This is a genomic window from Chryseobacterium gleum, from assembly GCF_900636535.1.
In the GTDB taxonomy this organism is placed as follows: domain Bacteria; phylum Bacteroidota; class Bacteroidia; order Flavobacteriales; family Weeksellaceae; genus Chryseobacterium; species Chryseobacterium gleum.
In genome coordinates, this window is record NZ_LR134289.1 from 590451 (window position 1) to 611774 (window position 21324).

Annotated in this window: 23 protein-coding genes and 1 pseudogene; 18 read left to right on the top strand and 6 right to left on the bottom strand. The window is 36.7% G+C overall.

The window, feature by feature from the left end; genetic code table 11:
• Nucleotides 1-12: 12 nt before the first annotated feature.
• Entirely contained in the window at nt 13-651 is a 639-nt protein-coding gene (locus EL165_RS02655) for a hypothetical protein (protein WP_002979698.1), read from the bottom strand.
• A gap of 179 nt (nt 652-830) precedes the next feature.
• Here EL165_RS02655 and EL165_RS02660 point away from each other — a divergent pair, with 179 nt between their 5' ends.
• The 17 genes and pseudogenes from EL165_RS02660 to EL165_RS26065 all read left to right on the top strand — a co-directional run bounded on the left by EL165_RS02660 (nt 831) and on the right by EL165_RS26065 (nt 15806).
• Nucleotides 831-1376, top strand: a complete 546-nt coding sequence (locus EL165_RS02660; RefSeq protein ID WP_228370529.1) for a C40 family peptidase — start codon at nt 831-833, stop codon at nt 1374-1376.
• A 236-nt stretch (nt 1377-1612) separates the two neighbouring features.
• A complete protein-coding gene (locus EL165_RS02665; RefSeq protein ID WP_002979695.1) occupies nt 1613-2251 on the top strand; it encodes a methyltransferase family protein in 639 nt (212 codons plus the stop codon).
• 71 nt (nt 2252-2322) lie between these two features.
• Entirely contained in the window at nt 2323-3135 is an 813-nt protein-coding gene (locus EL165_RS02670) for a 2,3,4,5-tetrahydropyridine-2,6-dicarboxylate N-succinyltransferase (protein ID WP_002979694.1), read from the top strand.
• A gap of 29 nt (nt 3136-3164) precedes the next feature.
• Nucleotides 3165-4334 (top strand): glycosyltransferase family 87 protein, encoded by a 1170-nt coding sequence (locus EL165_RS02675; RefSeq protein ID WP_002979692.1) that lies wholly within the window; start codon nt 3165-3167, stop codon nt 4332-4334.
• Nucleotides 4335-4339: 5 nt separating this feature from the next.
• A complete protein-coding gene (locus tag EL165_RS02680) occupies nt 4340-5269 on the top strand; it encodes a glycosyltransferase family 2 protein (protein WP_002979691.1) in 930 nt (309 codons plus the stop codon).
• A 1-nt stretch (nt 5270) separates the two neighbouring features.
• On the top strand, nt 5271-6047 hold the full coding sequence (locus EL165_RS02685) for a polysaccharide deacetylase family protein (protein WP_002979689.1): 777 nt from the start codon (nt 5271-5273) through the stop codon (nt 6045-6047).
• The gene (locus EL165_RS02690; protein ID WP_002979687.1) at nt 6044-7141 is read left to right on the top strand and encodes a glycosyltransferase family 4 protein; all 1098 of its coding nucleotides are present in this window, start codon (nt 6044-6046) and stop codon (nt 7139-7141) included. The genes EL165_RS02685 and EL165_RS02690 overlap by 4 nt, the downstream gene beginning before the upstream one ends.
• A 247-nt stretch (nt 7142-7388) precedes the next feature.
• A complete protein-coding gene (hisG, locus tag EL165_RS02695; RefSeq protein ID WP_041461785.1) occupies nt 7389-8246 on the top strand; it encodes an ATP phosphoribosyltransferase in 858 nt (285 codons plus the stop codon).
• 343 nt (nt 8247-8589) lie between these two features.
• Nucleotides 8590-9864: a histidinol dehydrogenase gene (hisD, locus tag EL165_RS02700; protein WP_002979682.1), complete on the top strand. Its 1275-nt coding sequence runs from the start codon at nt 8590-8592 to the stop codon at nt 9862-9864.
• Between the two features lie 189 nt (nt 9865-10053).
• Nucleotides 10054-10979 (top strand): annotated as a pseudogene (hisC, locus tag EL165_RS26160) (histidinol-phosphate transaminase).
• A gap of 1 nt (nt 10980) precedes the next feature.
• Nucleotides 10981-12075 (top strand): bifunctional histidinol-phosphatase/imidazoleglycerol-phosphate dehydratase HisB, encoded by a 1095-nt coding sequence (gene hisB, locus EL165_RS02710; RefSeq protein ID WP_002979677.1) that lies wholly within the window; start codon nt 10981-10983, stop codon nt 12073-12075.
• A gap of 2 nt (nt 12076-12077) precedes the next feature.
• Nucleotides 12078-12656, top strand: coding sequence for an imidazole glycerol phosphate synthase subunit HisH (hisH, locus tag EL165_RS02715; RefSeq protein ID WP_002979675.1), 579 nt, complete (start codon nt 12078-12080; stop codon nt 12654-12656).
• 2 nt (nt 12657-12658) lie between these two features.
• Nucleotides 12659-13381, top strand: a complete 723-nt coding sequence (gene hisA, locus EL165_RS02720) for a 1-(5-phosphoribosyl)-5-[(5-phosphoribosylamino)methylideneamino]imidazole-4-carboxamide isomerase (protein ID WP_002979673.1) — start codon at nt 12659-12661, stop codon at nt 13379-13381.
• Nucleotides 13374-14126 carry an imidazole glycerol phosphate synthase subunit HisF gene (hisF, locus tag EL165_RS02725; protein WP_002979671.1) on the top strand — a complete coding sequence of 251 codons (753 nt, stop codon included), beginning with the start codon at nt 13374-13376 and terminating at the stop codon, nt 14124-14126. Before hisA ends, hisF begins: the two co-directional genes overlap by 8 nt.
• Nucleotides 14123-14710 (top strand): bifunctional phosphoribosyl-AMP cyclohydrolase/phosphoribosyl-ATP diphosphatase HisIE, encoded by a 588-nt coding sequence (gene hisIE / locus EL165_RS02730; protein ID WP_002979668.1) that lies wholly within the window; start codon nt 14123-14125, stop codon nt 14708-14710. The genes hisF and hisIE overlap by 4 nt, the downstream gene beginning before the upstream one ends.
• Before the next feature lie 44 nt (nt 14711-14754).
• Nucleotides 14755-15576 (top strand): RNA ligase family protein, encoded by an 822-nt coding sequence (locus tag EL165_RS02735; RefSeq protein ID WP_198418449.1) that lies wholly within the window; start codon nt 14755-14757, stop codon nt 15574-15576.
• Nucleotides 15513-15806 carry a hypothetical protein gene (locus EL165_RS26065; protein WP_198418450.1) on the top strand — a complete coding sequence of 98 codons (294 nt, stop codon included), beginning with the start codon at nt 15513-15515 and terminating at the stop codon, nt 15804-15806. The genes EL165_RS02735 and EL165_RS26065 overlap by 64 nt, the downstream gene beginning before the upstream one ends.
• A 51-nt stretch (nt 15807-15857) precedes the next feature.
• Here EL165_RS26065 and EL165_RS02740 read toward each other — a convergent pair whose 3' ends face one another.
• The 5 genes from EL165_RS02740 to rpmI form a co-directional block, all read right to left on the bottom strand.
• Nucleotides 15858-17027 carry a M28 family peptidase gene (locus tag EL165_RS02740; RefSeq protein WP_002979664.1) on the bottom strand — a complete coding sequence of 390 codons (1170 nt, stop codon included), beginning with the start codon at nt 17025-17027 and terminating at the stop codon, nt 15858-15860.
• Between the two features lie 202 nt (nt 17028-17229).
• Nucleotides 17230-18405, bottom strand: coding sequence for a M28 family peptidase (locus EL165_RS02745; RefSeq protein ID WP_002979662.1), 1176 nt, complete (start codon nt 18403-18405; stop codon nt 17230-17232).
• A gap of 61 nt (nt 18406-18466) precedes the next feature.
• Nucleotides 18467-19648, bottom strand: coding sequence for a M28 family peptidase (locus tag EL165_RS02750; protein ID WP_002979660.1), 1182 nt, complete (start codon nt 19646-19648; stop codon nt 18467-18469).
• A gap of 268 nt (nt 19649-19916) precedes the next feature.
• Entirely contained in the window at nt 19917-20261 is a 345-nt protein-coding gene (rplT, locus tag EL165_RS02755; RefSeq protein WP_002979659.1) for a 50S ribosomal protein L20, read from the bottom strand.
• Between the two features lie 120 nt (nt 20262-20381).
• Nucleotides 20382-20579: a 50S ribosomal protein L35 gene (rpmI, locus tag EL165_RS02760; protein ID WP_002979658.1), complete on the bottom strand. Its 198-nt coding sequence runs from the start codon at nt 20577-20579 to the stop codon at nt 20382-20384.
• A 270-nt stretch (nt 20580-20849) separates the two neighbouring features.
• Between rpmI and EL165_RS02765 the strand changes: the two genes are divergently transcribed.
• Nucleotides 20850-21092, top strand: a complete 243-nt coding sequence (locus tag EL165_RS02765; RefSeq protein ID WP_002979657.1) for a hypothetical protein — start codon at nt 20850-20852, stop codon at nt 21090-21092.
• Nucleotides 21093-21324 lie beyond the last annotated feature (232 nt).

Consider the following 21324-nt stretch of genomic DNA (forward strand, 5'->3'; position numbering starts at 1 on the left):
GACTTTTTTTATTTAAACAAATCCCATATGGGTAATTTTATTATTTTTATTCTTTAGGACTACAAAATAGAGTAGAACTTCTTCCCCGGAAAAATACTGCTTAAAAGTCTTTTCCTCTTGCCGTTTCCAGCTGATTATTTCTTCATGACTTTCCGTAATGTAGTTTTCAGAATCTATTTTTAAAGTCAATATGACACATTCATCTGCGGTGCAGTCCGCATTCTTGTATATAACATGATCCTGAATTCTGATACAATCTGAAACATTAGGAATCACACCAAATTGAAACTCCTTCAAAAGTATTTTCCCATCTACAGTTTTTAACCCATCTGTAACTGTTCTTTTTCCTCTTTCAGAAACCTTGTCAAAATCTTTAATGGCTGTCATTACCTTGGCAAACTTCTGGTAGAGGAGGGGATCACCTGCTTCTTTGATATACTTTTCCAAACTGTTCCGGATGATCTTTCCGATTTTGGAACAATGCCCGAATTCCGAACTGTTTTGTCTTACCTTTTCATAGGTCGGGCTCTTTTTAAAAGCGTTCTTATTAAAACCACTTTTCTTCCGAACCACATTTTTCCCGTTCAGGTTATAAAATACCAGGTCGCCAACTGCTCCTGTGATCTTGATCAGACTTTCATATGTTGCCATATCTTTAAAATAGGTTCAAATATACCAATAAATAAATGAATACAAAATTTTAACATATATTTATAATATAGTTGTAGTATAGTTTTAGCATAATTTAAATATAAAATGTATATTTGTATAAAATTTGTTAAACAAGTATAAATCAGAAGGATATGGGACCGGCATTATTTGAAACAAAAATGAAAATAAAACAGTGGCCTGTTTTATTGATTGCATCTGTTTTTGCAGTTTCCTGCGGCTCTTCGAAAAGTGTTTCTGCCAGCAAAAAATCGAATACCAAAACGGTTGTTAAATCTGAAAATCTCAGAAAACTTGATTCAAAATTTAATGGCAGTGTTTCCAGATCAATTAATGATATTCTGAAAGATGCTGAAAAATATCTGGGAACGCCTTATAAATTTGGAGGAAATTCATCGTCTGGATTTGACTGTTCCGGGTTTACGGTAAAAGTATTTGAAGAAAATGATTTCAGCCTTCCGAGAAGATCTTCTGATCAGGCCGAAGCCGGAAAGAATATTGATATCAAAGATGTAAAACCCGGGGATCTTTTATTTTTTGCAACAGCCGGAGGAAGCAGGGTTTCTCATGTTGGAATAGTTCACGATATTGGTCCTGACGGGGAAGTGAAATTCATCCATGCTTCCACTTCAAAAGGAGTCATTATTTCATCCCTGAACGAGAAATACTGGAATAAGGCCTATCTTCATGCACAAAGAGTTCTCTAAAGTATTGTTTAAGATGTAGGATATTGAATTTCCGGAACAACAATTCAATAGGGACGGGCTTTAGCCCGTTTAATATAAATAAAACAATCAACTGGCTTTAGCTAAAACGTATAACTATATTCTTAGAAACCAACCTGTCAAAAATTCTCCGAATTTTCGTCACCCTCGCCGGAGGAGAATTCTGTTGCTTAAACTAAAGCTCCTTGTCATTGCAATAGCATTGCATCCAAAAACTCATGAAATTTGTCAGAAACTATAATCATATGACAGATTTCATCAGATTCTTTATTCCTTTTTACTTCATTCTTTTCTTTACAGTTTCCTTTGTGGGGATAAGTTATAAAGTTGCAAAACAGATCGGCAAAAATCCTGACGTTCTTCCTAAAGATGATTCCGCATACGGCCTTGTGGGATTCTACTTTAAGCTGATTTTGTCGGCTCTGTTTATCTACACGATGCTTTTATTACTCTTTCCGGAGGACATTTTTTCAGCTTTTAAAATCAATATTCCGGAACCTGATGCAGTCAAATATTCAGGACTTGCTATCATGATTTTGGCTTTGATTTGGGTGATTACAGCCCAGCTGCAAATGAAAAACTCATGGCGGATCGGAATCGACAGTACAACAAAAACAGACCTCGTTACCCGAGGTTTATTCAGATTTTCAAGAAATCCCATTTTTTTGGGAATGACAATGAGCCTGTTTGGATTTTTCCTTGTTGTGCCTACGGTTATTGCTTTTTCTTTTCTCATCATTGGAGGGATGTTAATGCAGATCCAGATACGCCTTGAAGAAGAATATCTGCAGAAAGAACACGGAGAAATCTATACGGCCTATAAAAAGAGGGTGAAGCGAATGCTGAACCTTTATTAAAACCGTAATGTTAAAAACCGTTTTGCTGAACTTTTTTGTATCTTTGGCCGGTATAATTTTAAATAAGAAACATGTCGTTACAACAAACTATTGAAAATATCTGGGACAACAGAGATTTATTGCAGAATGAAGACAGCCAGAAGGCAATCAGAGAGGTTATTTCTTTGGTTGATAAAGGTGAACTTCGTACAGCAGAGCCTACTGAAAACGGATGGCAGGTAAATGAATGGGTGAAAAAAGCCGTGGTGATGTATTTTCCGATCCAGAAAATGGAAACTATTGAAGTAGGTCCGTTTGAATTTCATGACAAGATGCCTTTAAAGAGAAATTATGCTGAAAAAGGAGTAAGAGTTGTACCGCATGCAGTTGCCAGAGAAGGAGCTTATATTGCTCCCGGAGTGATTATGATGCCTTCTTATGTAAATATTGGTGCGTATGTAGATTCAGGGACAATGGTAGATACATGGGCAACAGTAGGAAGCTGTGCACAGATCGGTAAAAACGTTCACCTGAGTGGAGGTGTAGGTATCGGTGGAGTATTGGAACCGTTACAGGCTGCACCGGTAATCATTGAAGACGACTGCTTTATCGGTTCAAGATGTATCGTTGTAGAAGGAGTTCACGTAGAAAAAGAAGCCGTATTGGGTGCTAATGTAGTATTAACTGCTTCTACAAAAATTATCGACGTTACAGGAGATACACCTGTTGAAATCAAAGGAAGAGTTCCTGCACGTTCAGTAGTAATTCCGGGAAGCTATACCAAACAGTATCCGGCTGGAGAATATCAGGTTCCATGTGCTTTGATCATTGGTCAGAGAAAAGAATCTACAGACAAGAAAACATCTCTGAATGACGCATTGAGAGACAATAATGTAGCTGTTTAAGATTAATTTTTTAAGCTAATACCACAATCTTGAAAGAAAAATTTCTTAAAATACTATTAAACCCTAAATATATATTTGGGGTTTATCTTATTATATCCGTTGTTACCGCAATTTCCAAATATCTGAGAGGAGATTATGCGATCAATAATTATCTGATTTTTAAAAATGTATTCTTTAATACGATACATCAGAAAAACTTATTTATCCATTATCCAGATCTTTATTTTGATCTGAATCATTACGGAGTGTTTTTCAGTGCATTGATTGCACCGTTCGCGATGATGCCGGATTGGCTGGGGATCTCATTATGGAATATTGCCAATACTTTTATCTTTATTTATGGTATTTACAAACTGCCGTTTTCAGACAGTAAAAAAGCCATTTTCGGATTGCTTTGTCTTCAGGAATACATTACTGCTGCTTTAAGTCTGCAGTTCAATGTGGCATTGACGGGTCTTTTGCTGTTGTCTGCAGTATATATTTACGAAAGAAAAGAAGTAAAATCTGTAACCGCAATTTTAATTGGGGTATTTGTGAAAATCTATGGAATTGTCGGATTAACACAGTTTTTCTTCATTAAAAACAAAACCAAATTTATTCTTTCAGGAGTAGCCATTGCCGTATTATTTTTTGTCCTTCCAATGGCGTATTCAAGTCCGCAGTTTGTGATTCAGTGCTACTCGGACTGGTTCCAGTCTATTGTAGAAAAAAATAATGAAAATCAGGTGTTGGGAAATATGCAGGACATTTCTTTAATGGGATTTGTAAGAAGAATTTTAGGTGATGCCTCCATTTCCAATCTTGTGTTTTTAGCAGGCGGATTGCCGCTTTTTGCTTTACCTTATATCAGAATTAAGCAATATAAGCATTATGCTTTCCAATTGATGATCTTAGCGTCAACATTACTGTTTTTAGTACTGTTCAGCTCCAGTTCAGAATCTCCAACATACATTATTGCTGTTGTGGGCGTTTTAATCTGGTTTTTCCTTCAGAAAGAAAGAACACCACTGATCATAGGACTCCTTGTTTTTGTCATTATTTTTACATGTTTTTCAACTTCGGATCTTTTCCCGAAATTTGTAAAAGAGAATTATATCATTAAATATTCATTAAAAGCCGTACCTTGTATTGTAATCTGGTTGAGAGTAACTTATGAACTTCTGACTAAAGATTTTGAGAAAAATTACAGCCTGAATTAATACATATGAAGAAAATTTCAATTGTAATTCCTGCCTATAACGAAGAAGGAAATGTAGCGATGATCCATCAGAAAATCAAAGAAGTTTTTGATGGCTTAAGTAATTATGACTTTGAAATCATATTTGTGAATGATGGCAGCAGAGATAATACACAACAGAAATTAGAAGAACTTTCCAATCAGTATGACGAAGTAAAATTCATTGAGTTTTCCCGTAACTTCGGCCACCAGCCGGCTGTAAAAGCCGGAATGGACAATGCCTACGGAAACGCAGTCATTTCAATGGACGGAGATCTTCAGCACCCGCCGGAGCTTATCCCGGAAATGATTAAGAAATGGGAGGAAGGCTATGATGTAGTTTTTACTTTCAGGACTTATCCTAAAGAAATATCCTTTTTTAAAAGAAAAACATCAGACTTGTTTTACAAGCTTTTATCAAGTCTTTCAGATGTAAACTTAACGAAAGGTGGCGGCTCGGACTTCAGATTGCTGGATGCAAGTGCAGTTGAAGTTATGAGAAACTTTAATGAAGATGATCTGTTCCTCAGAGGATTAACGAGCTGGATGGGTTTTAGACAAACTGGGATTGACTTTACCGCAGCAGAAAGACTTTCAGGAAAAAGCAGTTACAATATCAAAAAGATGTTTACTTTTGCTTTCACCGGAATTACGGCTTTCAGCGTGAAGCCTCTTTATCTGGCAGCTTACCTGGGATTTTTATTCTCAGCACTTTCAGTAATCGGATATGGAGCCTACGTAATTCATTCATTTATTGCCAAAACGGAGATTTCAGGTTGGGCGTCCCTGATCATGACTATTGTTTTCTTTGGAGGACTTCAGCTCATCATCTTAGGAATCATGGGGATTTATTTAGGTAAAATATTCAAACAAGTGAAAGACAGACCTAATTATATTATTAAAAACAAAAATTTTTAGAATGGTTTTATTGAGTTTTGACATCGAAGAATTTGATATGCCATTAGAATATAAGGGTGAAATTCCCTTTGAAAAGCAGATTTCAATTTCACAGACAGGATTAGAGAGAATCCTTGATATCCTTAAAAAACATAATGCAAAAGCTACCTTTTTTTCTACCGTAGTTTTTGCAGAAAACAGCAAACACCTTATCGAAAGGTTATTAAATGAAGGTCATGAACTGGCTTCCCACACCTGGTTTCATTCAGAATTTGAAAACAAACACCTGAAAGAATCAAGAGAAAAACTGGAAGAATTATTTTCTACAAAGGTGACCGGATTAAGAATGCCGAGAATGATGCCTGTAGACGAAAAAGAAGTGGAAAAAGCAGGATATGTATACAATTCATCCATTAACCCAACATTTTTGCCGGGAAGATATAATAATTTGAAAGTTTCCAGGACCTATTTCAAGGAAGGAAATGTAATGCAGGTTCCGGCTTCGGTTTCTCCTAATTTCAGAATTCCTCTGTTTTGGTTAAGCTTTCACAATTTCCCGTTGTCTTTCTATAAAAAACTGTCTTCAGATACCTTGAAAAAAGACCATTATCTTAATATTTATTTCCACCCGTGGGAATTTGCAGAAATTAAAGACGAAGCCTTTAAACTTCCTGGATTTACCGTAAAAAACTCGGGGAAAGATATGGTGGAAAGATTTGATTCATTTGTAAGCTGGCTGAAACAAAAAGGACATACATTCGGTACATTTCAGGAATTTCAAAAACAGATTCAACGATGAAGATTGCCTTTGATGCCAAACGGTTTTTCCACAATACATCAGGTCTCGGAAATTATTCGAGAGATCTTGTAAGAATCCTTTCTGAGTATGAACCGGATAATGAATATCTGTTGCTCAACAAAAACAAATCGGAGAGAGGAAAGGAGATTCTGGAACATTCTAATGTTCACTTTATTGAAACCTCTAAAGGAAACCTGTCTCGTCAGCTTAAAATGGGTAAAGATGCCCAGAAGCAAGGCGCTGATATTTTCCATGGATTATCGGGCGAACTTCCACTCAAATGGGATCCAAAGCCTATTAAAAAGGTGGTTACGATCCACGATCTGATTTTTGTTAAATATCCTCAGTATTATTCTTTTTTTGACAGGAAGATTCATTTCTGGAAATTTAAAAAAGCGGCGGATACAGCTGATAAAATCATTGCGATTTCAGAACAGACCAAAAGAGATATTATCCAATATTTAAAAGTTCCTGAGACTAAGATTGAAGTTATTTATCAGGGATGTCATCATGCTTTTAAAGAACAGCAGTCTCCGGAACTGATGGAAGCTGTTAAAGAGAAATTTAAGCTTCCCGAAAGGTTTGTACTGAATGTAGGAACTATTGAAGATCGTAAGAACCTTTTGAACGTCGTAAAAGCAATCAACGGTACAGAAATTCCACTGGTTGTGGTGGGAAGAAAGACCAGATATTACCTGAAAATAGAACGTTTCCTGAAAAAGAACAACATGGAAAAGCAGGTGCTGTTTCTGGAAGGAGTTTCCATGGATGAGCTGGCTGCAATCTATAAAATTGCCGATATCTTTGTTTATCCAAGCTTCTTTGAAGGCTTCGGAATTCCTGTCATTGAGGCGCTTTTTTCTAAAACTGTTGTGGTCATAAGCAATACGAGCTGTCTGCCGGAAGCGGGAGGAAAAGACTCTGTATACATCAATCCGGATAACGATCTCGATATTCGCGCCAAACTCAAATTTCTCTGGGAAAATGAATCCGAGAGAAAACGCCGTGAAGAAAAGGGTTTCGAGTTTGTTCAGAAATTTAATGACAGACCCATTGCGAGTCAACTGATGAATTTTTATCAAAAAATTATCTGAAAAAACTTTGCATTTAAAAAAATAATCCTACATTTGCATCATAATTCAATACAATGAAACCAACATTTTTAGCTTTACATCATTATCATCATCATCTCTGCTAGACGGAATTGATTGATATAAGTATATGCTAAAATCAAAAATAATTAAAAACCGTCTGAGTAAATAGACGGTTTTTTTGTTTCCTGAATTCTCCTCAGAAATTTCAACAGATCAGTTTTATTTGCTCGGACCCAAAAAAGGCAAAATGAGTAAATTAAAAATTGCAATCCAAAAAAGCGGCCGGCTTTACGAAGAATCTTTACAGCTTCTCAAAGACTGTGGAATCTTTGTTAACAACGGAAAAGACCAGCTCAAAGTTTCAGTAGATAACTTTCCGATGGAAATCATGTACCTGCGCAACTCAGACATCCCGCAATACCTGGAAGATGGGGTGGTGGATGTCGCTATTGTAGGTGAAAATCTTCTGATTGAGAAAGGCAAAAATATCAGAACCATCCAAAAGTTGGGCTTTTCAAAATGCCGTGTCTCATTGGCTGTTCCCAAGGAGGTTGAAACTGATGAACTCTCTTATTTTCAGGGTAAAAAAATTGCCACTTCATATCCTAATACCCTTAAGGACTTTTTAGAAAAACAAGGAATTTCTTCAGATATTCACGTTATTTCAGGTTCTGTGGAAATCGCTCCCAATATTGGTCTTGCAGATGGAATATGTGACATTGTCAGCTCGGGAAGTACTTTATTCAAAAACGGGTTAAGAGAAACGGTTACATTACTGAAATCGGAAGCTGTTTTGGCTCAAACGCCTCAGTTGTCGCCAGAAAAGGAAACTATTCTTGAAAAATTTGTCTTCAGAATCAAAGCTGTTTTAAAAGCAAAAAATTCAAAATACATTCTGATGAATGTTCCCAACGAAAAAATTCAGAAAGTATCGCAAGTTCTTCCGGTATTGAAAAGTCCGACGGTAATTCCGCTCGCAGAAGAAGGCTGGAGCAGCATTCATTCTGTGATTGATGAAGAACGTTTCTGGGAAGTGATTGATGAACTTAAAGAAAATGGTGCCCAGGACATTTTAATCATCCCGATTGATAAAATGGTTATATAAAGAATCTAACTAATTATTAAGGTGATAACGTGAAGAATGATAATGTTTGGTTAACGCAAAGGCGCAATGAAAATGAAATCAATACTGTTTTAAGGCGCAAAGATTTTATCTGCGATAAAATTAGTATGCTGCTTTAAGTAAAAAAATATAACTCAAATATTTGCTGAAAATCTTCGATTTTCTTGCGCCTTAAAAAAGATATAGGAATTAAAAATTGCGCCTTTGCGTTTATCAAAAAAATAGCAATTAAGATAGCTGAATAATATAGCTTCAGCTATGATCTTAATGAAAATTAACAACTTAAAAGAATCTTAATGGTTTTAAAAAAGTTAAAAATAATACAATGAAAATATACCAATATCCCACAAAAGACAGCTGGAAAGACCTCGTAAAACGCCCTGTTTTGGAACAGAAAGAAATTTCAGGACGTATTACAGACATTTTTGCAGAAGTTGAAAAAAACGGAGATAACGCTTTAAGAGAATTCAATAAAAAATTTGATAAAGCAGACACTCAAAGCATTTCAATAACCGAAGAAGAAATTGAAAACGCAGAAAAACAGATTAGCAATGAACTGAAACAGGCTATCCAACAGGCTAAAGAAAATATTTCAACATTTCACGCTTCTCAAAAGCAGGAAATTCAGAAAGTTGAGACAGTGAAAGGGGTTGTTTGCTGGCGTGAAAACCGTGCAGTAGAAAGAGTAGGAATTTATATTCCCGGAGGAACAGCTCCATTATTCTCTACCGTATTAATGCTCGCGGTTCCTGCTAATCTTGCAGGTTGTAAAGAGATTGTTCTTTGCACACCACCGGATAAAAACGGAAATATCAATCCGGCAATTTTGTATGCGGCAAATCTTTGCGGGATTTCGGAAATTTTTAAAACAGGTGGAGCACAGGCTGTTGCAGCAATGACTTTGGGAACAGAAAGTATTCCAGCTGTCAATAAAATTTTCGGTCCCGGAAATCAGTTTGTGGTAGCGGCCAAAGAATATGCCCAACGGTATGGAGTTGCCATCGATATGCCTGCCGGCCCAAGTGAGGTTCTTGTGATCGCAGATGAGCAGGCTGTGCCCGGATTTTGTGCTGCAGATCTTCTTTCACAGGCAGAACACGGCAGTGACAGTCAGGTGGTTTTTATCACTACGGACCTTAAAGTGTTTGAAGAGACGATAGAAGCTGTTAATCAGCAAATCAAAGATTTACCAAGAAATGAATTTGCCGCTCAGGCTTTGGAAAACAGCTCTTTTATTTTAGTGAATTCTCTCGAAGAAACTTTAGAGTTCAGTAATCTTTATGCTCCTGAACACCTTATTCTGGCTATCGCCGATTTTGAAAAATATATTCCGTTGATTGAGAACGCAGGTTCGGTTTTTCTTGGAAACTATTCCTGTGAGAGTGCAGGAGATTATGCCAGCGGAACCAATCACACGCTTCCTACCAATGGTTATGCAAAGAATTACAGCGGAGTATCATTGGATAGTTTTGTGAAGAAAATAACATTCCAGCATCTTTCAAAAGAAGGTCTTCAGAATTTAGGAAAAACCATAGAGCTTATGGCTGAAGCGGAAGGTTTGTTTGCTCACAAAAATGCTGTGTCCATAAGATTAAAATGATAAATGTTGAAAAACGGAAAACCATAAAACCATTTGAAAAATAAAGATCCTGGATTTAATGGTTTAACAATAGATTTAGATAAATAATACAATGAAAAATAGCAGTATCAAAACTCTGGTAAGAGAAAATATATTACAATTACAGCCCTACATCAGTTTCAGGGATCAAAATGAATTCAGTTCCCGGTCATGCTGGATGCGAATGAAAGTCCTTTTGGAGAATGTAACCGTTACCCGGATTCTACCCAGAAAAAGCTTAAAAACAGGCTTGCGGAGCTTAAAAACGTTTTGCCTTCACAGATCGCCATAGGAAATGGAAGCGATGAGTTGATAGACCTTATCATCAAAATTTTCTGTGAGCCTAAAAAAGATGCCGTTCTGATGATGAATCCGTCTTTTGCGATGTATGGCTTTTATGCAGCCATTAATGAAAATAAAGTTTTAAAACTGGATCTGGATGAGAATTTTGAAATTGTAAAAGATAATTTCTTAGAGACAGCGAAAGATTCTTCACTGAAGATCTTCTTTTTATGTTCGCCCAATAATCCTACGGGAAACAGCGTGGATGATATTGAATTTTACCTTCAGAATTTCAACGGAATTGTTGTGGTAGATGAAGCGTACATCGAATTTTCAGGAAAAAAATCAAGTCTGGAGTTGCTGGAGCAATATTCTAACCTTATTGTGCTACAAACCTTTTCCAAAGCCTGGGGAATTGCCGGAGCAAGGGTAGGAATGGCTTATGCCTCTGAAGAAATCATCGGGCTTATCAATACCGTAAAGCACCTTATAACGTGAATGTTCTGAGCCAGGAATTGATTTTAAAGACATTGGAAGATGAAGGCAGGCTTAAGGAAAACGTAAACCGTATTTTGGAAGAGAGAATGTGGCTGAAGCAGCAATTTGATGGAATTGCATGTATTTCGAAAGTATTTTCAACAGATGCCAATTTCTTTCTGATTAAAATGGAAAATGTTGATTCAGTGTATACAAGAATGCTTGAAGAAGAGATTTTGGCCAGCAGAAGAGATCCTGCAATTCCCGGATGTATCAGGATCAATGTGGGAAACCGTGAAGAAAATGAAAAATTAATTAACCTTTTGAAAAGTATCTAAAATGAAAAAAGTACTCTTTATAGACCGCGACGGAACATTGATTATTGAACCGCCTACAGATTTTCAGGTAGATTCTCTGGAAAAGCTTGAGTTTTATCCAGGAGTTTTTCAGAACCTGTCAAAAATTGCCAATGAACTGGATTACGAATTGGTAATGGTGACCAATCAGGATGGATTGGGAACGGAGAGTTTTCCCGAAGAAGATTTTATAAAACCACAGGAAAAAATGCTGCAGGCATTTGAAAACGAAGGAATCGTTTTTAGTGATATTTTAATTGATAAAAGCTTTGAATCCGAAAATCTTCCTACCAGAAAACCAGGTATTGGAATGCTGGGAAAATATATTTACGGCAATTACGACCTTGAAAATTCCTATGTAATTGGTGATCGAAGTACTGACGTGCAACTTGCTAAAAATCTTGGTACTAAAGCTATTTATCTTAATCAGAACTTAAATAGTGAAGCGGAGCTGTCTGCATCAAAATGGTCAGAGATCTATCAGTTCTTGAAATCAGGAATGAGAAAGGCGAAAGTATCCAGAAAAACCAATGAGACTGATATTGAAATTGAAGTTAATCTCGATGGCAACGGGAAGTCAGATATTTCAACCGGACTTCATTTTTTTGATCACATGCTGGACCAGATTGCGAGACACGGAAATATGGATCTTACCATCAAGGTAAAAGGAGACCTTACCGTAGATGAGCACCACACGATAGAAGATACCGGAATTGTTCTTGGTGAAGCTATTTTAAAGGCATTAGGAAAGAAAAAAGGAATTGAAAGATATGGTTTCCTGCTTCCGATGGACGACTGCCTTTCTCAGGTAGCTATTGATTTCGGAGGAAGATCATGGCTGGTTTGGGATGCTGAATTTAAGAGAGAGAAAATAGGAGATGTACCTACGGAAATGTTTTTTCACTTCTTTAAATCATTTACAGATTCCTCAAAATCGAATCTGAATATCAAAGCAGAAGGGGATAACGAACACCACAAAATTGAATCCATTTTTAAAGCCTTTGCAAAAGCTGTTAAAATGGCAGTGAACCAGTCAGATGCTAATTACAGTTTACCTTCTACAAAAGGAAGTTTATAAGTATGATTGCCATAATAAAATACAACGGAGGAAACGTAAATTCCGTGCAGAATGCCCTCAACAGACTGAATGTTGACTCGATAATAACGGATGATCCTGAAAAGATCTTAAAGGCGGATAAAGTGATATTTCCAGGGGTAGGAGAAGCTTCATCCACCATGAAACTGCTTAAAGAAAAAGAGCTTGATCTTTTGATTCCAGGCCTTAAACAGCCGGTTTTGGGAATATGCCTGGGCATGCAGCTGATGTGCGGGAAAAATGAAGAAGGAAATACGGAAGGAATGGGAATTTTTGATATCAATGTCAGAAAATTTCCTTCAAAGGATATTGTTCCTCATATGGGCTGGAATACCGTTTCCGGGCAGACTTCACCATTGTTTTCAGGAATTGAAGAAAGTAGTGATGTTTATTTCGTTCACAGCTATTATTGTGAGCTTTCTGACTTTACCACTTCTGTATGTGATTATATCCTGCCATTCAGTGCTTCTTTGCAGAAAGATAATTTCTATGCAGTACAGTTTCACCCTGAAAAATCGGGAATAGTAGGAAATCAGATTGTTAAGAACTTTATAAATTTATAATCATGAAAATAATTCCGGCTATTGATATTATCGACGGGAAATGTGTCCGTTTATCAAAAGGAGATTACAATACAAAGAAAATATACAATGAAGATCCTGTAGAAGTGGCCAAAGAGTTTGAAAGCTTTGGAATTCAGTACCTACATTTGGTAGATCTGGATGGGGCAAAATCGAAGCATATCGTCAATCAGAAAGTTCTGGAAAATATTGCCAGGTCTACCTCATTGCATATTGACTTTGGAGGTGGCTTAAAAACTCAGGAAGATATTGAAACCGCTTTTAATTCCGGAGCAAAGCAGATTACTTTAGGAAGTATTGCGGTTCAGGATCCTGAATTCTGTTTCGGAATGATTGAAAAGTATGGCGCTGAAAAAATTATTCTGGGCGCTGACTGTGAAAACAGAAAAATTAAAACCTCCGGCTGGCTGAAAGAAAGTGATCATGACATCATTGATTTTATCCTTCAGTATCAGGAAAAAGGAGTACAAACCGCTATTTGTACTGATATTGCAAAGGATGGTATGCTGGAAGGCCCTTCAACAGCTTTATATATTGAGATTCTATATAAAACATCAGTTCAGCTGGTAGCAAGCGGAGGCATTTCAGGCATCACAGATGTCTATAAAATGAAAGATATCGGATGTGCCGGAACAATTATCGGGAAAGCGATTTATGAGGGAAAAATAAGCTTACCACAACTTCAAAATTTTATTGAAAATGCTTAAGAAAAGAATTATTCCATGTCTGGATATTAAAGACGGGTCTACAGTCAAGGGAGTCAATTTTGAGGATCTTAAAAATGCGGGGGATCCTGTAGAGCTTGCTAAAAAATACGAACAGGAAGGTGCTGATGAACTTGTTTTCCTGGATATTACGGCTACTATTGAAGATAGAAAAACTTTTGTACAGCTGGTAAAAGACATCGCAAAAGAACTCAGTATTCCTTTCACTGTAGGAGGCGGAATTTCGTCTGTGAAAGATGTAAGAAAGCTTTTGGAAGCAGGCGCGGACAAAATCAGTGTCAATTCCTCAGCAGTAAAAAATCCAGATCTTATTTCTGATCTGGCTAAAGAATTCGGAAGCCAGTGCGTTGTGGTAGCTATTGATACAAGACAGGTAGGAGATAAGGATCTGGTTCATATCAAAGGAGGAAGAGAAGCAACAGAACTCTCTACAGTAGAATGGGCAAAACAAGCCGAATCTCTTGGAGCAGGAGAAATTCTGCTGACCTCCATGGATGGTGACGGTACTAAAAATGGCTTTGATCTCCGTATTACCGGACTGGTTTCGGAAGCAATCAGTATTCCTGTGATTGCATCCGGTGGAGCAGGTACAACAGATGATTTTGTTAAAGTGTTTGATGAAACAAAAGCTACAGGTGCATTGGCAGCCAGTATATTTCATTTTAATGAAATTGGGATTCAGGAATTGAAGGAACAGTTAAAAACGCAAAAAATTGAAGTACGATGAAAATAGATTTTAATAAAGACAACGGGCTTGTTCCGGTAGTCATTCAGGACAACAGAACATTGCAGGTTTTAATGTTGGGCTACATGAATGAAGAAGCTTTTGAGAAAACAAAAAAAGAAGGAATTGTTACTTTTTTCAGCCGTTCCAAAAACAGACTCTGGACAAAAGGTGAGGAATCAGGTAACTTTTTAACGGTAAAAAGTATTGATATAGATTGTGATCAGGACACCATTTTAATCAAAGCAGTTCCAAAGAATGTGGTTTGTCACACCGGAAGTTTCAGCTGTTTCGGAGAAAAGAATGCGAAAGGATTCCTGTACGAACTGGAGGAAAAAATAGCTCAGAGAATAGATTCAAAAGCTGAAGATTCTTATACTTATTCGCTCTATCAGAGAGGAATCAATAAAATGGCTCAAAAAGTAGGAGAGGAAGCTGTAGAACTGGTGATTGAAACAAAAGATAATAATGATGATCTCTTTAAAAATGAAGCAGCCGATCTGCTGTATCATTTTTTGATTTTATTGAAAGCAAAAGGATTTTCGCTGGAAGCGATTGAAGAGATCCTGCAGAACAGAGACAAGTAAAGCCATAACAAAGTATATGGTTTCTGTCAGCTAAAATAATATATTTGACAACTAATATGAACGATACAGCCTTAACTGAATTTTCCGGATACGAAAAAATGCCTGATTCATTGAAGAAACTCGGTCTCAATGAAGGTGAATTGTCAAAAATGGATAAACTGAAATGGGTGGTTACTGAGAAAATCCATGGTGCCAATTTCAGTTTCGCTTATGAAAATGATACACTCAGATATGCCAAAAGAAGAGAGTATCTTGACTGGAAAGATGATTTCTTTGGGTTCCAGCTTGTTGTCAGCGAATTGGAGGACAGAATGCTTTCATTGTTTGAGCATCTGAGAACTGCAGTGTCTGGCGTCAGGTATATTGTATACGGAGAATTATTCGGAGGACATTATCCGCATCCGGAAGTCTCTGCCGTTGAAAATGTACAAGCTGTACAGACAGGAGTTTATTATACACCTGATATTCTTTTTTACGCTTTTGATATAGCCATTGTTGATGAATCAGGATTGAAAAATTATATGGATTATGAAACTGCAGCTTCTTATTTTGAACAATTCGGGATATCCTATGTAAAACCATTATTCATAGGAAAATTCAATGAAGCTCTGAATTTCAATACCAGAATAGATTCTCCGGTTCCAAAAGAGCTTGGACTTCCTGATCTGGAACATAACCTGATTGAAGGAGTTGTGATTAAACCCTATAATTTAAAAGATAAGGAATTGCTGTCTAACCGCCCGGTCATCAAGCTGAAAAATCCTGAATTTGATGAAGAAGAAAAGTTTCATAAAGCAGAAAAATGGTCATTGTTCCGGATATCTCTTCAAAAGCGGAAAGTCTTTCTTTTATTACAGAAGAATTAAGAACTTATGTTACACAGAACCGGTTTGAAAGTGTAACTTCTAAAGTCGGGGCGCTTGATAAAAGCAATCTGGATCGTCTTAATGAAATTCAGCATGAGTTTTTACAGGATGTCCTTACAGATTTTAATGAAAATAATGGGAATCTGCTCGGAGACCTGGCTTCTGAAGAACAAGACTGGATCACAGAACGGATAAAGTCCGAAATACAGAAAATAATAGCATTACAATAATAAAAACAGCAGGAAATTCCTGCTGTTTTCTTATGTTGAATCTGATAATATTTACCTTTCAATCATAATATTCTTAACAAGAGTTTCTTCACCAACTTTTAAAACTCCCACATACACTCCATTCTGAAGGCTGGAAACATCAATCTTTCTTTCATTATTTACTTTCAGCATTGATCTTCCCATAGAATTACTGATTTCAAAACTGAAGTTCGTTGCTTTAGAATCCGGTAATTCAATATTGAGTACGTTATGAGCCGGATTAGGATAGATTTTTGCCGTTTCCAGGGTATTTTTAGCAGCAGATTTACTCATTGTTGTTGATGCACTTGCAAAATGCTGCAATGCTCCTACGGTAGCCTTTCCGATATTGTACACATAAACAGGATCCATATTGGTAAAAGTATCCTTTGAGCTGTGAGGATAGCTGCTTCTTATTCTCTCAAAAAAACCTGTAATTACTTCTCCTTTCTGTTCAAAAGGTATATAATCAGTATCAGCAGCCGGGTCTACAGCGGTCTGAAGAGGAGAGTAAAGCGCCGTACAGTTTCTCAGCTGCTGGGTAACAGCTGCAGAAGCTGCATTATTACTGGAAACACCTCCCTGATCTTCATCGCAGTATACCGTATTGTTGTTATTTCCTTTTACACCGCCAACCTGATCCAGATTGAAGACCAGTTTTATATCTAACTTACGCACGCCTCCCTGGTATACGACATTATTCACATAATGGGAGCTTCCTCTCAACCCCTGTTCCTCACCGGAAAAGTGAATGAATTTAATGGAATATTCCGTCGGAACATTTTGCAGGATTCTTGCGGCTTCAAGGATAATAGATGTTCCGCTGCCATTATCATTAACTCCCGGACCGTAAATAGTATCGAAATGTCCGCAGATAATGACATATTTGTTAGGGTAAAGCGTTCCTGTTTTGGTGATGATCAGGTTTTTTGAGCTTGTACTTCCAAAGGTAAAAGGACTTTCTACAATCTGGCTGGCAGAATAACCATAAGAAAGATATTTGTTTTTGATCCAGGTCAGTGTATTCGCGTTAGCTACCGAACCAGTGGTTTTTACGCCTAAATTGCTGAATTCCTGAAGATTTGCAGTGATATTGGCTTGTGTAACCATATCCGCCCTGTCTTTGTAAGCCTGGATAAAACTCTGTGCGGCAATACTCTGCATCATTAATGCAGTGCATAAAAGTGTTGTTAATTTTTTCATATTATGATATTATTTTTGGTACCACGAATGTAGTAAATAAATCACAATAAAGTGTTTAATGTATCAAAATCACATGAATTTTATTATGAATATCATACTAATGTTGGCCATGTGCTATAAATACTTCAACAAGGTGTTGAAAAAAAATAAAACCTCTGAATTACTTCAAAGGTTTCTGTTACTATTTTTTATAGTCATGTTGCTATCTTTCAATCATCACTTTCCTTACGACCTTTTGATCTCCGGTTTTTAAAATACCGAGGTAAGCACCATTCTCTAATCCTGAAACATTAATTTTCGTTTCATTGTTTTTCTTGAAAACGGAACGCCCCTGAAAGTCAGTAATTTCAAAAGTAAAATTTTTAATTCCGGAATCAGGAAGTTCAATATTGATGATGTCTTTTGCAGGATTGGGATAAATTTTTACCGTTTCCAATGTATTTTTTACAGTGGCTTCATGAGTGCCCAAAGTACCGGTAGCAACGGCAAAATGCTGTAAGGCCCCAACAGATGCTTTCCCTATATTGTAAATGTATACAGGGTCTGTATTGGCAAAAGTATCATTCACAGTATGCGGATACGTACTTCTGATTCTTTCGAAGAAACCTGTGATCACTTCACCCTTTTGTTCAAAAGGAATATAATCCGTATCAGCAGCCGGATCCACCGCTGTCAGAAGAGGAGAGTAGAGCGCCGTGCAGTTTCTGAGTTCCTGGGTTACAGCTGCTGAAGCTGCATTATTGGAAGTAAGCCCTCCAAGGTCCTGATCACAATAAACGGTATTGTTATTGTTGCCCATCACTCCACCTACCTGATCCAGGTTGAAAACCAGTTTAATATCCAGAACACGGGTTCCGTTCTGATAAGCAACCGTATTGGCATAATGCTGGCTTCCCAGAAGCCCTTGCTCTTCACCGGAAAAATGAATGAATTTAATTGAATATTCTGTAGGTACATCTTTCAAAATTCTTGCTGCTTCAAGAATGATAGAAGTTCCGCTTCCGTTGTCATTGATTCCCAGACCGGTAATACTGTCGAAGTGTCCGCATATGATCACATATTTGTTGGGATATACAGTTCCTGTTTTGGTAATCACCAGGTTTTTAGAATTATAACTTCCTGCTGTAAAAGGATCTTCTGTAATCTGGCTGGCGGAATATCCGTAGGAAAGGTACTTGTTTTTAAGCCATGTCAGTGCGTTGGCATTGGCTGTTGAACCCGTGGTTTTAACTCCCAGGTTGGCAAACTCCTGAAGATTGGCTGTGATATTGGTTTGGGTCACTATATTCGCTCTGTCCTGATAAGCCTGAATGAAGCTTTGTGCTTCAATGCTCTGCAAAGTGGCAGAAGTGAGTAAAAAAGTAATGATTTTCTTCATTATATAATCGTAATACGGATATCTTTTGAATACTGTCTGATCTAAAATTTCCGTTATGATATTATTTATTAATGATTATTTTTTTGGTTGTATTTCCTTTATCAGTTTTGATGGTAAAGGTATATGCTCCGTTTTTTAATCCTGAGGTATTAATTTTTTCCTGATTTTCAAGGTTTAAAACAAGGTTTCCTGCCATATCATTCACTTCAATTTTGAATTTCTTTACTTTTTGCTCAAATTCCACAGTCACAAGATCTTTAGCAGGATTAGGATAAAGCCTGATGGCTTCACCTGATTTTTGTAAAGAGGTATCATTTGTGCTGAGCAGATTATTGGTTGTAGAAGCAACGGCAAAATGCTGCAAAGCTCCCACGGCTGCTTTTCCTACATTGAGAACATACACTGGATCCAGATTGGCAAAAGTATCATTTACGGTATGCTGATTATTACTTTCGATAGTTTCGTAAAACCCTGTAATAGTATACCCTTTAGCTTCAAAAGGCATGTAATCTGAGCTGTAAGTGTAAGAGAGGTTGGTCTGAAGAGGAGAATAAAGACTTGTACATGTTATAAGCTCATGCGTTGCAACATCTGAGGCTGCATTGTTGGCGGACATTCCTCCTTCATCTCTTTCACAGTTGATTGTATTGTTGTTATTTCCAAGCAATCCTCCTACCTGATCAATATTTAAAACAAGCTTGATATCCAGAACTTTTGTACCTGACTGGTATGCCACATTATTTACGTAATGGCTGCTCCCAACAAGTCCCTGTTCTTCACCGGAAAAATGGATGAATTTGATAGAATATTCAGTAGGAACATTTTTAAGAATCCTTGCTGCTTCAAGAATAATGGAAGTACCGCTTCCGTTATCACTTACTCCCGGACCTGTTATTGTATCATAATGCCCGCAGATAATGATGTATTGGTTGGGATACAAAGTTCCGGTCTTGGTAATGATCAGGTTTTTTGAAGCATTACTTCCATAAGTGAAAGTGTCCTCAGAAAGATCATTTGCGGTATATCCATAGGAGGCATATTTATTTTTAAGCCAGTTCAGCGCATTGGTATTGGCTGCTGTGCCTGTTCTTTTTACCCCAAATCCTGCAAATTCCTGAAGATTGTTGTTAATATTGGTTTGAGTTACCATATCTGCCCTGTCTTTATAAGCCTGGATAAAACTCTGGGCACTCGTATTTTGCAGTGCGATGGAAGTGAGCAAAAAAGCTGCAACTTTTTTCATTTTTATACTTTCTTTAGGATTGCTAATATAGTAATAAATGATTATTTATTGTTAGTAGTTATGCGATGCAATATATATTTTCTTGTTTTTTTGACAATGATATATCTTCTTATACCATTTATCATTAGGTAAGGCTGAATTTTATTATTTGTTTTAAACTCCACATAAGTTGCACAGGTTAGATTTAAACTGAAGCAAAAAAAAGGATACCACAAAAAAAATCCCGGGAAATCCCGGGACTTATATTGATAACAAAATCTATTCTACATTATTTTACTTGATCTACAACAGCTTTGAAAGCTTCAGGGTGATTCATTGCTAAATCTGCTAAAACTTTTCTGTTAAGTTCGATGTTGTTCTTTTTAAGAGCTCCCATAAATTGAGAGTAAGACATTCCGTGCTCTCTAGTTCCCGCGTTGATACGAGTGATCCAAAGTGCTCTGAAATTTCTCTTTTTCTCTTTTCTACCACGGTAAGCATATTGCATTGCTTTTTCTACCGCGTTTTTAGCTACAGTCCAAACGTTCTTTCTTCTTCCGAAATAACCTTTAGCGTGCTTAAAAATTTTCTTTCTGCGAGCTCTTGAAGCTACGGCATTTACTGATCTTGGCATAATTTAAATTGTTTTTTTGAAAAGGGCGGTAACAGCTGTTACTCTTTATTGGCACCGTTCCAGGGTTAAATTGTTGAATTTGTTTTGAATTCTTATAAACCGAATATAGATTTATAAAAACTACTTAATTGCTAATTGACGTTGAACGCTTTTTTCGTCCACTTTAGCTACGTAAGAAGTAGTAGTAAGATTTCTCTTCTGCTTAGTTTCTTTCTTAGTTAAGATGTGGCTTTTGTAAGCATTTTTTCTTTTGATCTTACCAGAACCGGTAAGAGCAAAACGCTTTTTAGCACCTGATTTCGTTTTTAATTTTGGCATTGTTTTGCTTTTTTATTGTTTTTGTTATCAATATCTGTTTATGGTTTCCTAAAGACATCAGGAATAATAGTTTGCAAAATTACGAAAAAAAACTCATCTATGAAAGGAAATTTTAATGTACATCAATAAGAGCAATGCACCTTTCGGTTTGAAACCTTCTGTACTATCAAATATACCTGATAATCGGGATTGTCATATCCTGTAATTCTCTCTAATATTGAATAACTAAGTTTCGGAACTTTCATTTTAACCCATAAATTTAATATACCTATGCTTTCATCTGCAGATTTACACCTTGAAAGAGCATTGTTCCTTGCTGTGCTAATCATTTTTTTCGGAGCAGGATTAATATGTACACTTATTGGTTTTATTATTAATTCTTTACAGAAGAAAAATAAAAAGACTTCGTACTATCTTCTTTTATTTGTTATTTCCGGACTTACCGGAGTCGTACTGGCTGTTTCTTTTTGCTATATGATGCTATTTGAACAAGGTGGAACTTATATGCCTTAAAGAACTCATGGGAGTAGAGGTAAAAAAGGATACACAAAAACCACTGTTATCAGGGATATTTTTGTACGGCTCCTATCATTACCTTTGACGCAAAAAATTGTCAAAGACAAAACGGTTAAAAAATCATGATCGTATAATCATTCCTGATAGCCATTCTCTTAGATAAATATGAATGTATAACTTTTATAGCTTTCTTTTTCATACCCGATTCAATGAATAATTCTTATTTCGA